Source organism: Croceivirga sp. ABH4_376, from assembly GCF_056160685.1.
Window position 1 is genome coordinate 355,176 of record NZ_JBSWXQ010000003.1, and the last position, 12,127, is coordinate 367,302.

Below are 12,127 nucleotides of genomic sequence, written 5' to 3' on the forward strand. Positions count from 1 at the left end.
TTATTGCAGTTTAGGATTGGGGTAGTTGTCTGACTGGTCTTCTATGGTATTATCCATACAGGTAAAATCTTTTTCTAACAGTAGGTATAATTTTTCTCCAGATGGCAGCAACATGGTATTATCATGACCAATTAGATTGTTAGCATACCACTCCTTGGCCTCTGTTTCTGGCACCAACATTGAAATACAATTGTTCTCAAAATTAGCTTGCAATGCGGTGATGCCAGCATATTGCCTTACTTGATAGGTAAAGTTTGCACTTTCAAAAGCTGTGGTTTCTACCACTATACCCTCTGTGGAAAGCTTTTTAACCTCAGACTGCGTAAGTCTAAATCGTACCGAATTCCCTTTTATTCTAATTTTCATGGAGCAATTTTTAACCTATCCACTAAGGTACGCATTAGCCAATAGTTCTTTACCTCATTTACACCTATCCTTTATTCTTTTGGAACCAATTTTTCCCGATTCTGAAAAAATATGCAGTGTCAATTGCAAAATAAACGCAACTTACTCGTGACAACTATTAAACCCTTTCTTCATCTTTTTTCTTATCCTCCAATGCTTTTTTACCGGCGCGCATATCTGCATAGCGTGGGTCTGGCACGTAATCTTGCTTTTGCATTTTTATTACTTCAATACTTAAAAATCCAAATTCGCTCACCACTTTACCATAAAACCGATAAATACCCTTGCCTCTAAAGCTGTATTTGGCGGCGACCGGCGGAAAAAGAACCGTATCAAACACTTCTCCGTAACAGTCTAAAAGCGTAGCAAAGTGCATTCTTTTACCCGTATGTGTTTTGGTATTTTTTACCGTAACCAAATACCCGTAAATATCTATATGCTTATTTAAATACGCCTGTAAATGTTTTTGTCCGTTGTTATTTTTAGCAGGCTCTGCCAACAACGCAAAAGGGCTACACAATGGAAATCCCAATAGCTCCCACTGTTCAAAAGCCGTTTCTAAATCCGTAGTGTGTAGTTTAGGAATTTGGAACTTAGGCTGCTTGGGTTTAAAAAGCTTGGGGTGTTCTATGCGCTTGCCCTTGGCTAAGGCAAAATGCGCCTTCCAAAGCAACTCATGTTTATTAACTCCCGTAAACCTAAAGGCATCTATCCGTATTAAAATACTTAACTGCTCCATAGCAATAGGCACACGGTCTAAAAAATCTTCTAGAGACAAAAAACGCCCCTGTTCCATGCGTTCGTTTACAATGCGTTGCATTACCCGCTCTTCCAAATCGCGCAGGTACATAAATCCTAAATAAATATGGGTACCATAGATTACATTGGCCGCCACACTTTGATTTACACAAGGCGGATGTATGGTTGCCCCAAGCATACGTGCATCATGAATGTAAAATTCTGCACTATAAAATCCACCACCATTATTGAGCACCGCCACCATATATTCCAACGGAAAATAAGCCCGTAAAAATAAACTCTGATAGCTCTCTACCGCATAAGAGGCCGAATGCCCCTTGGCGAAAGCGTAGCCAGCAAAACTAGCCACTTGGTGCCACACCTCATCTATCAACGTTTCTGCATACCCTTTGGCCAAGCAATTGCTTCGGAATTTATCCTTTACTTTTTCAAACTCTTCGCGCGAGCGAAATTTACCACTCATGCCCCTGCGGAGTACATCTGCCTCTCCCAAATCCAAATCGGCAAAATGGTGCGCCACCTTTATCACATCTTCTTGGTACACCATAACCCCATAGGTTTCTGGCATAATAGATAATAGTACAGGATGCCCTTTTTCTTCTGCCCTTCCCGGATTACGATGCCTAAGAATATACTCCCGCATCATACCGCTTTTTGCCACCCCAGGCCTAATTATAGAACTGGCCGCCACCAACCCCAGATAATTATCTACTTCTAATTTTTTGAGTAGCATGCGCATAGCGGGAGACTCCACGTAAAAACACCCCATACATTGTGCTGTCTTTATTAAATTGTTGATGGTAGGGTCTTTAAAAAATGCTTTTACATCATGAATATCAAAAGTGTACTTCTCTGGCTGATTGTATTGCACAATACCCAAAGTATCTTTGATTTTACCCAGACCGCGTTGCGCAAGAATATCAAACTTATACAAGCCTACATCTTCTGCAGCTATCATATCAAAATGAACGGTAGCAAAACCTTTTGGCGGTAAAAAAGTGGCCGAAAATTGCTGCAACGGACCCTCACTTATTAAAATACCACTGGCATGTACGCTTACATAATTGGGCATTCCATGGATGAGCCTACCGTATTTGAGTACCAACTGCGCTATGGTGTCTAGTTGTTTTAGGTTGGTTTGCCCCGAACTCAAAGCATCTATTTCTTCTTTAGGCAATCCAAACACCTTACCTAATTCGCGAATTACCCCTCTTTCTTTAAACGTAACATAGGTACCTACCAGTGCCACGTGATTAAAGCGATTAAAAATATACTGCGTCATGTGCTCACGGTCTCGCCACGAAAAATCGATATCAAAATCGGGAGGATTGGCACGATACAGGTTGATGAACCTTTCAAAATACAAATCCAAATCCATTGGATCCACATCTGTAATTCGCAATAAATACGCCACCACACTATTAGCACCACTACCCCTGCCCACGTAGAAAAAACCCTGCTTGCGAGCATAGCTCACAATATCCCAATTAATGAGAAAGTAAGAGACAAAATCCATCTGAATAATTAAATCCAGTTCTTTTGCCACACGGTCCTTTACAGCCTGGGTCACCTCTGGATACCGATACGGCAGTCCCTCTTCTGCCAATTTTTTAAGCAAGGCTACATCTTCTGCGGCATTTTTAGTGTAATGCTGTAAGTTCTGGGTCTTTTTATGGGCCGAAAAATCAAAAGACAGTTCGCAGCCATCCAACAACTTTTGAGTGTTCTCTAAGATGAAACTGTATTCTGAAAACACTTGGGCCAAATTGGCGATAGGATACATTTTCTCTTCTTCGCTAGCTACTTGGTCGTCGTCTAGCTTACTTAATAGCACGTTATTATCAATAGCACGCAATAGCCGGTGCGCATTAAAATCGCGCTTGTTTCTAAAAGTAACCGGCTGCTGTACTACTAACTTGTCTGTGTAATTTTTAAGTCGAGAAAAAGGTAGTCTCCGTAAATCGCGCACGGAAATACCTATAAATTCATGCGGTAGAAAATCATCATATTCATTCAGCAAAACCTTTTCAAACGGATATACTACAAAAGCATGTTTAAAAACAGGAGCCCGTTCTGGAATAGGGGTATGTTGGTGCAAAAAATGAGATAAATAGGCATTTAATTCTTGGAACCCCACATTATTTTGTGCCACACCAACAAAACACTGGTCTACACCATTCCTAAAATCGATACCCAAAATAGGTTTTACCCCATATTCTGGCGCTTTACGCATAAAATTAAGCGCCGCAGAAGTATTATTTACATCCGTTAGCACCAATTGCCGCACATGATGCTCTTGTGCCAATTGCAAAAGCTCTACCTCAGAAAAGGTTCCAAAGCGTAAGCTATAATAGGTATGGCAATTTAGATACACGGTGTGTTTTTTCGTTTTTCGTTGTTCGTTACTCGTTTTTCGTTGCTCGTTGTTCGTTACTCGTTACTCGTTACTCGTTACTCGTTGTTCGTTGTTCGTTTCGCACAAAATTTTTGAATTAGTAATGTTACCATCTGGCAACTAGGTTTTACTGTTTTCTATGCGCCAAGACGACGGGTGGTTGCCCATTAAATGGGTTTTGCATTCTACCAATGGTTTTGGCGCCCATAGCAGAAGCCCGCAATACGGCCCTGTCTCCAAAGCGCTGCCGCACTTTATCCATGGCTTGGTATAGATTTAGGGTTTCTTCTGTATCCTCAAACAAGTTTATTTGGTAATTTCCAGACACCAGGTGGCTAAACCGCACCCCAACCAAGCGCACCAACATTCTTTTATTGTAGAGCGATTGAAACAACTCCATCACCTTAGGTATTAAAATATGGTCCGCACTGGTGTAGGCAATTCGTTTTTGCTTGGAATAAGTGTTAAAATCCGAATACCGAATCTTTACCGTAATGCAAGCAGTAAGCTTTTCGCCACGGCGCAGCTGATAGGCCAAATTCTCTGTCATTGCCGTTAAAATACCTTTGAGCTTAACCACGTCTATGGTGTCTTTATCAAAAGTGCGCTCCGTAGAAATAGATTTACGCTCGTTAAAAGGAACCACTGGCGTATTATCTATGCCTTGTGCCCTTTTCCAAATAAGCACCCCGTTGGCACCCAGTACTTGGTGAATAACATCTTTGGGCATTTCTTGCACGGTTTTTACTTGGCGTATTCCCAGATTACGCAGGGTTTGGTAGGTTTTATCGCCCACCATGGGTATTTTTTTAATGGACAAAGGAGCCAGAAAAGGCTTTTCGTACCCAAAATCTATTTTTATCTGATTATTAGGCTTTGCCTCATTAGTAGCAACTTTAGATACCACTTTATTTACCGAAAGCCCGAAAGAAATAGGCAAACCCGTCTCCTTAATTATTTTTTTACGCAGTTCCGTAGCATATTTATACGAGCCAAAAAAACGGTCCATCCCCGTTAAATCTGCATAAAACTCATCTATGCTGGATTTCTCAAAAACAGGCACCTGCTCTTTAATAATCTCCGTAACCACATCTGAATGCTTACTGTACGTACCCGCATTGCCCCTAATTACCACCGCCTCTGGACACAACTGTTTGGCCATACGCATGGGCATACCAGAATGCACCCCAAAACCACGAGTTTCATAACTACAGGCCGCAACCACACCACGATCACTTGTACCGCCAACCAATAATGGACGGTGCTTTAATGCTGGTTGTATGAGTCGCTCGACAGACACATAAAACGTATCTAAATCCAAATGTAGAATAGTCTTGTTCATACCACTTAACTCCCCTACTGCTAACTTGTTAGACATCCCTTTTTAACAATCAAAAAGGCAATCCATAAAAAGAGGGAAGCTAAATTATGGAATTTTTCCATTTATTTGGATTTTATCCATGTTAAAATACCAACAAGAAAATTAGAAGCCTATTTAGCTACTCAAGACTTTGATAAAATCATCTAAAAAAAGGAAGAGGAAATTAGGTGGGCAAACAATAAAAAAGCCTCAAAATCCAAAGATTAAGAGGCTTTAAGTACCTTGGGTGGGAATCGAACCCACACGTCCGAAGACACTGGATTTTGAATCCAGCGCGTCTACCAGTTCCGCCACCAAGGCTAAAACGGATGGCAAAATTATAAAATAATTTGAATCCCCAATCAATAATTACAAAAATATTCTTTAGCAACCCAGATTATTGTGTAAATTTGCAGCGATTTTAAGCAGGCATTTTATGTAAATTTGCCTGTTTTCAATTTTTAGCAATGCCATATCAAGTACCAGAACCGAAAATTTTTGCCTGTACCCAAAGCACCGCTTTAGGGGAAAAAATAGCAGCTGCCTATGGGGCTGAGCTAGGAAACATAAAATTCTCTAGATATAGTGATGGGGAATTTCAACCTTCTTTTGAAGAATCTGTTAGGGGCGCAAGAATTTTTATTATTGGTTCTACCAATCCCGGTCCGGAAAACTTAATGGAAATGTTGTTAATGCTAGATGCCGCAAAACGTGCGTCTGCTAGACACATTACGGCCGTATTGCCTTATTTTGGTTGGGCTAGACAAGACCGAAAAGATAAGCCTAGAGTACCCATAGCGGCTAAACTAGTGGCAAAAATGCTAGAAACGGCTGGTGCTACAAGAATCATTACCATGGATCTGCATGCAGACCAGATTCAAGGTTTCTTTGAAAAGCCTGTAGACCACCTGTTTGCCTCTACTTTGTTCTTACCTTATCTTAAAGAATTAAACTTAGATAACTTATGTATTGCATCGCCAGATATGGGTGGTTCTAAAAGAGCTTATGCCTATTCCAAAGCATTGGAAAGCGATGTTGTTATTTGTTATAAGCAACGCGAAAAAGCCAATATAATTTCTAAAATGGAATTAATTGGAGATGTTACCGGAAAGAACGTTGTTTTGGTAGACGACATGGTAGATACCGCTGGCACCTTGACCAAAGCAGCCGATTTAATGATAGAACGTGGTGCATTAAGCGTACGCGCCATTACTACCCACGGATTGCTTTCTGGCAACGCTTATGAAAGAATAGAAAAATCCCAACTTAAAGAATTGATTATAACAGATTCAATTCCGTCAAGGGAAAATTTTGACAAGATTAAAGTGCTAAGTTGTGCCAATTTATTTGCAGATGTAATGCATAGGGTACACCACAACACCTCTATATCTTCTAAATTTTTAATGTAATTTTTTAATAAATAGATAAAATGAAGTCAATTACTATCAAAGGATCCCAAAGAGAAAGCGTGGGCAAGGTAGCAACCAAAGCCCTACGTAATGCTGGAAAGGTCCCTTGCGTTATATACGGAGGGGAATCACCGATACACTTTTCAGCAGAAGAGCTATCGTTCAAAGAGTTGGTGTACACTCCTAACGCGTATACCGCTGTAATTGAGTTGGACAACGGACAGTCTATAAACGCAGTATTGCAAGACATCCAGTTTCACCCAGTAACAGATAGTATCTTACACATAGATTTCTTCCAGTTGTTTGATGACAAGCCTGTAACAATGAACATTCCTGTTCGTTTAGAAGGTAACTCACCAGGTGTTAGAAACGGTGGTAGATTGTTGTTCAGAAACCGTAAGCTTTCTGTTAAAGCATTACCTAATTTATTACCAGACGAGATTATTGTAGATATCTCAAAACTTAAAATTGGTGGTAAAGTTGCCGTTGAAAGCCTAAGGGTAGACGAGTATACCATCATGCAACCAGACAACATCACCGTAGTACAGGTTAAAGCCTCTAGAAATGCTGTTGTTGGTGATGATGAAGACGAAGAAGAAGGCGAAGAAGAAGGTGGCGAAGCTGCAGAAGCTTAATCCACTTTTACCAAATAGTAAAAGCATCCTTTTCCAAGAAAAGGATGCTTTTGTATTTTTAGACCATGCTAAAATGGTTGTTTAAAGACAGAACAGAAGTTTCTAACCTAACTACAGAAACAGACCCCATGAAAAAGTTTTTAGTTGTTGGCCTTGGTAACATAGGCACAGAATATGACGATACCCGACACAACATTGGATTTAAAGTATTAGACGCTTTAGCAGAAGAGGAGCAATTTTCTTTTGAGTCTGATAAATTAGGTTCTGTTGGACGTTTTAAACACAAAGGAAAAAGCGTTGTTTGCCTAAAACCCAGCACCTATATGAACTTAAGTGGAAAAGCGGTAAAATATTGGATGGACAAAGAAAATGTTCCGTTAGACCATGTGTTGATTATTACAGACGACTTAAACCTAGATTTTGGCACGCTTCGTTTAAAAGGAAAAGGAAGTGACGGTGGACACAATGGCCTAAAAGACATTCAAAAAATACTAAATACCACAACATACCCCAGGTTCCGTTTTGGTGTGGGAGCCAATTATTCCAAAGGAAAGCAAGTAGATTTTGTACTAGGTAAATGGACGGAACAAGAAAATGCCTCATTAAAAGAACGTTTACAACGTTCTACAGACTTGGTTCGCTCTTTTATTTTTGCCGGTATTAAAAATACCATGAACCAATACAACAACACCTAATTCACTAATACACTTTAAAATCGAATACGCCAGAATCAGAAGTGTTACCACTTGCATCTATTGTTACCACACGCCAATAATACGTGCTATCAGAAACTACGGAAACGCCTAAACCAGTAGTTGCATTATCTAAAGTCTGAACCAATTCTTCCGGTGGATTGGTAGCTGAAAAATAAACTTCAAAAGTTTCAATATCTTCTTCTACATCTGCTCCAGACCATTGCAAAAATACTTGGCTATCTTGATTCATAAATACGGTGCTACCAGATTTTGGGGTAAGTATTTGTGCGGGAAACGGAGCATAATTTGTTTGTGCACCAGCATTATAAAATAGCCAATTTTCACTAGTAGCAGTTTCTGCACTATTGCTATTGGTAGACGACACAGACCAAGAAAAAGGAGTGCCTTTTTCTATGGCCACACTTGCAGAAGTATTTCTGGTTCTTATAGCTTGTGGACTATTGGTCTCTAAGTTTATAACCGTAAGTATATACTCATCTGTATTTGCAGATGCCTGCCAAGAAAACGTTACTTGTGTTTGGTTTTCATTTATAACCGTTCCCGTGGTACATTCAGAATTCTGCTCAGGAAAAAGCAGTAACGCAGCCTGTGGAGCTGGCGGAGGACCATCATCGTTCTTACCACAGCTAAAAGCTACTAATAGCACTACAATAACAACTAATAACCTTGTCTTCATCGTTTTATTAGTTTTATGGTTTCTGTCTTTACTTTTCCTTGAATCTGCAGCAAGTAAATACCACTAGCCAAATTGCTTACGGGCACTTGAAATTGATTACCGGTTACTGTATGTTTAGCAGACGACAGCAAACTTCCATTCAATCCAAAAACACGAACATAGACGGTATCTTCTGGCCAATCCAGAAGAATCCTAGCAGTATTGGCAACGGGGTTTTCTAGTAAAGTAGGGTTGCCCGCTACTACAAGAATACGTTCATAAACGCCTTGACAAGCTAATGCCGAACTTACTTTTAGGTTATGAACCCCAACACCCAATTGCTTTTCAAAAATATGCTCTTGGGTTTGATAGGTTACGCCATCAATTTCAATGTTATAAAATTCCGAACCGGATAGCGATAAACTTAAAAACCCGTCTTCGGTTAACGTTTCATTCAAAATTTCTAATGACTGTGGTTCAGAAATTACCACGTCAAAACAAGTTTCCCTATAGTTTAACACACCATCTGTTGCGGTAAAACATAATTGATAAGTCCCGGAAGATAGATTAGCAAAAACAACATCTTCCGTAAATTCTAACTGCGACTCTCCAGTGTTCCCTGTTAATGTAGCCGTATACAGTAAACTTGTATTTTGCACCTCTACACTTACACTACCATCCTCGTTGGAACGGCAAGATTCACTGTTTATTTCAATTGAAAAATTAGACGTCTCAAAAGTATTAATTGCACAACCATTGGCGTCAACCAAGGCACCTTTAGGAGTCCCCAAGCAAAGATCATCTCCATCATCAAAAACCCCATCCCCATCCTCATCTGGCCTAAAAATACCCTCTATACACGCTTCAATAGAAAATGCTTCCAATTGCCCTCCATCTGATGGAGCCGTGTCTTCTATTCTTAACACCCACTCTCCCAGCAAACTTTCTCCGTTAAAGCTAGCCAGGGTTCCTAAAGGCTTTACAATACCGCTAACAGCTGGGTTATTACCGCATACCAAGGTTTCACCTTCATCGTCAAAAGTGGCGACTATATTATTCAAGTTTCCGCAGTTTTTAGAAAGTAAAAACACCTTGGTACCCGCGGGTGATGTTAGGCTAACGATTAAATCTTCTAAATACGTATGAGACAGTTCTAGGTTTACGTTTAAATCTGCAATTGGGGCATCTTGAAAAAACGTAATCTTAGATTCCACAACAGATGCTGTTTCGGGTGAAATCTCTAGTGGTAACCATGGTGCATCAAAAGCATCGCAATTTACCACGGTAGTTGTAAATGCACTGCCCGGATTAAAAGTTCCGGTAGCGCAACTATTATTTGGCCTAACACGCCAAAAATAGGTAGTCTCCGCGCTTAAACCCGCTACATTTACTGAATTTGTATTTACGGTTTTGGTATAGACAACGTTGGCAAAGGTATTATCCGTAGCAATTTCTACTTCGTAAAAACCATGATTATCGTTTTCTGCCCAAGTTAAAATTGGTTCCAAACCAATATTGATAGCACCATCTTCCGGGAATTCAGGCGATATGTTATCCAAGGCATCATCCAAAACCTTTAGCGTAAGTGGTACGGAAGCAGAAGCGCTATTCGCCATACCAACCAGTTCTATATCATATATGCCAACTGGTATGGAGGAAATATTATTTAACTCTACCAATACAGCGGTTTCATCTACATTAGCATTGTTTGGTGTAAATACCGCCGTAATACCACTGGGTAAATTAGCGGAAAAATTTACAGTTTCGGAAAAACCATCATTTAGTTCTAATGTAAAAGGAATGGTTAACGTATTAGGTTTACAGACCTCGTAAGTTAATTGTTCCGTTTTTAGAACTATAGTACTGGAAGTAATAGTAAAATTAGCCGTATTTACCGAAAAGAAGATGTTACCTTTTCCCTTAACCATAATCCTAGCCGTTGCTGTATTTGTACTTGGTAATTGCACTTTTGCCATTCCCGTATTGGGAACGTTTTCTGCTAAGACCACATCAAAATTAAATCCACCATCGGTTGAAAGAAAAATATCTACAAATTCTGTGTTAATTGGTGCCAAGTTGGTCTCTGCTACTTGCCAACGCACTTCTTGTACACTACCTGCAGCATAATTTACACTAGTTTTTTGCGATAACACTTCAAAGGCGCGTGGCGTATTCACCACCTGCACTTTAACAGAATCTGTAGCTACTTGCCCACCCAGAGGATTGTTATCTCTTACGGTAACGGCAAAGTTTAAATCGCGCTCTACACTAGACAACGTTTCCCAGATAGAATCTACGTTAGGTAACGTTTGTGTTAATTGGTTTTCTAAGATTCTAGTAATTCTTGGAAAATAACGATAATTATTGCCGCTGGGAGCTACCGACCTAAAGTTAGCCCCTGAAGTATTCTCTGGCCCAAAAGACTGGGTGGTAACCACCCCATTGTCTATTTGTTCCCAGGCATAAGTTAGGTTATCCAATTCTGCATCTGTGGCTGTTGCTTCTAATTTAAAAGGGGTATTCCTAGGTATAATATAATTTTCCTGTACTGCTATTGTAGGCGCTGTATTGGCAAAACTTAAGGTTTCTTGACAACTTAAACTACTGACAAAATTGGTGATTTGCACAATACTGGCATGATGAAAATAGTCGCTCCCAAAGGCGGCAACATTATTGCCTTCTACAATACCTGCGTATGCCATGATGGTTGTACCGCTGGCCGGTTCTACTTGGACTCCCGTGCCTTCGCTTTCAAAAGACCAAGTATGGTTGGCTCCAAACTGATGCCCTAATTCATGGGCAACGTAATCCAAATCAAATCGGTCACCTTCTGGTTCAAAACTAGCCGAAAAAGCACTACCCTTTCTACTATCATTACAAACCGAACCAATAGAACCCGCATTTCCGTTAGGATTCGCATCATGAAATAAATGACCTACATCATAATTTTCTGCCCCAATTATGGTAGTTAGGGTTTCTTGCGCCTCTGCATTTAGGCTACCATTATAAGGGTCTGTCTCAGCATCTGTATAAATAACATCAGCGTTATTTGGTACAATTTCTAAAGTAATAGCTAAATCTCGTTCAAAAACAACATTAACCCTTGTGATAGTGGCATTTATTGCAGCCAAAGCATCTGCCACCGTACCACCATGATGGGCCGTATATTCACCCGTAGCAGAGACTGCTATTCTAAATTTACGCAAAGCTTGGTCTTGCACCAGATTTCTGGGAATATCTTGGTAAGCACTTTGTTTTGCAAAACTTTCTGGAGTTTTACATACAAAAGCACCAAAAGCTTTTGGAGCAAGGTTACGTTCATAGCTTGTGTACAAACCTGTATTTTTATCTAACGAAACTATTTGCGTTTTTCCGTTGCCATTATTTAAAATTGTAATGTCCGCACCTTTAGGGGTAAAGCTAATTTTGGCAGTATACCTTTTATCCGTACTTACCGCTTGGTAGGATTTTATTTCTGGAAATTGCGCTGCCAATGCAGGATGTAATACACTAGCTTCTTTGACCAAAAAAGCCTTAGTACCTTGGTTAGTTATTGGTAGATACACTAATTGCCCTTTAATAGTACCTTCCTTTAACACGGCACCAAATTTTTGTGCGTTAAGGGCATAAATGTCCGTTTTTATTGATAATTTACCTGTAGTTGCAACTGACTGATTTGCTGTAGGTTTCCAATAATTATCTTGAGACCATCCGGAAAAGACAATAAAAAATATGGATATTGATAAAACAAGGTGTAACTTAGCTCTCATCCTGAAAAAGGGGCGTATTGCTA

8 protein-coding genes and 1 tRNA gene are annotated in these 12,127 nt (G+C 39.9%); 3 read left to right on the forward strand and 6 right to left on the reverse strand.

The window, feature by feature from the left end; translation table 11 throughout:
* The 4 genes from ACXAGS_RS10050 to ACXAGS_RS10065 all read right to left on the reverse strand — a co-directional run bounded on the left by ACXAGS_RS10050 (window position 1) and on the right by ACXAGS_RS10065 (window position 5,240).
* The gene (locus tag ACXAGS_RS10050) at window positions 1-366 is read right to left on the reverse strand and encodes a DUF7009 family protein (protein ID WP_474906472.1); all 366 of its coding nucleotides are present in this window, start codon (window positions 364-366) and stop codon (window positions 1-3) included.
* A gap of 157 nt (window positions 367-523) precedes the next feature.
* On the reverse strand, window positions 524-3,538 hold the full coding sequence (locus tag ACXAGS_RS10055) for a DNA polymerase III subunit alpha (RefSeq protein ID WP_474906474.1): 3,015 nt from the start codon (window positions 3,536-3,538) through the stop codon (window positions 524-526).
* Window positions 3,539-3,686: 148 nt separating this feature from the next.
* A complete protein-coding gene (gene dinB, locus ACXAGS_RS10060) occupies window positions 3,687-4,901 on the reverse strand; it encodes a DNA polymerase IV (protein ID WP_080318052.1) in 1,215 nt (404 codons plus the stop codon).
* A 257-nt stretch (window positions 4,902-5,158) separates the two neighbouring features.
* Window positions 5,159-5,240: transfer RNA gene (locus ACXAGS_RS10065), tRNA-Leu, on the reverse strand.
* 146 nt (window positions 5,241-5,386) lie between these two features.
* Here ACXAGS_RS10065 and ACXAGS_RS10070 point away from each other — a divergent pair.
* The 3 genes from ACXAGS_RS10070 (at window position 5,387) to pth (ending at window position 7,658) form a co-directional block, all read left to right on the forward strand.
* Window positions 5,387-6,328, forward strand: coding sequence for a ribose-phosphate pyrophosphokinase (locus ACXAGS_RS10070; protein ID WP_474906476.1), 942 nt, complete (start codon window positions 5,387-5,389; stop codon window positions 6,326-6,328).
* A gap of 20 nt (window positions 6,329-6,348) precedes the next feature.
* Window positions 6,349-6,963 (forward strand): 50S ribosomal protein L25/general stress protein Ctc, encoded by a 615-nt coding sequence (locus ACXAGS_RS10075; RefSeq protein ID WP_474906478.1) that lies wholly within the window; start codon window positions 6,349-6,351, stop codon window positions 6,961-6,963.
* Window positions 6,964-7,028: 65 nt separating this feature from the next.
* The gene (gene pth, locus ACXAGS_RS10080) at window positions 7,029-7,658 is read left to right on the forward strand and encodes an aminoacyl-tRNA hydrolase (protein ID WP_474906480.1); all 630 of its coding nucleotides are present in this window, start codon (window positions 7,029-7,031) and stop codon (window positions 7,656-7,658) included.
* Between the two features lie 4 nt (window positions 7,659-7,662).
* On the opposite strand, the gene ACXAGS_RS10085 is transcribed toward pth, so the two are convergent.
* Both ACXAGS_RS10085 and ACXAGS_RS10090 read right to left on the reverse strand, forming a co-directional pair.
* Entirely contained in the window at window positions 7,663-8,355 is a 693-nt protein-coding gene (locus ACXAGS_RS10085; protein ID WP_474906482.1) for a hypothetical protein, read from the reverse strand.
* A complete protein-coding gene (locus ACXAGS_RS10090) occupies window positions 8,352-12,104 on the reverse strand; it encodes a reprolysin-like metallopeptidase (protein ID WP_474906484.1) in 3,753 nt (1,250 codons plus the stop codon). The genes ACXAGS_RS10085 and ACXAGS_RS10090 overlap by 4 nt, the downstream gene beginning before the upstream one ends.
* Window positions 12,105-12,127 lie beyond the last annotated feature (23 nt).

What these genes read in the sequence shown, in the direction of transcription:
- ACXAGS_RS10050 (WP_474906472.1), bottom strand. Translation starts at nt 366, where the DNA reads ATGAAAATTAGAATAAAAGGGAATTCGGTACGATTTAGACTTACGCAG.
- dinB (WP_080318052.1), bottom strand. Translation starts at nt 4,901, where the DNA reads ATGAACAAGACTATTCTACATTTGGATTTAGATACGTTTTATGTGTCT.
- ACXAGS_RS10070 (WP_474906476.1), top strand. Translation starts at nt 5,387, where the DNA reads ATGCCATATCAAGTACCAGAACCGAAAATTTTTGCCTGTACCCAAAGC.
- ACXAGS_RS10075 (WP_474906478.1), top strand. Translation starts at nt 6,349, where the DNA reads ATGAAGTCAATTACTATCAAAGGATCCCAAAGAGAAAGCGTGGGCAAG.
- pth (WP_474906480.1), top strand. Translation starts at nt 7,029, where the DNA reads ATGCTAAAATGGTTGTTTAAAGACAGAACAGAAGTTTCTAACCTAACT.
- ACXAGS_RS10085 (WP_474906482.1), bottom strand. Translation starts at nt 8,355, where the DNA reads ATGAAGACAAGGTTATTAGTTGTTATTGTAGTGCTATTAGTAGCTTTT.
- ACXAGS_RS10090 (WP_474906484.1), bottom strand. Translation starts at nt 12,104, where the DNA reads ATGAGAGCTAAGTTACACCTTGTTTTATCAATATCCATATTTTTTATT.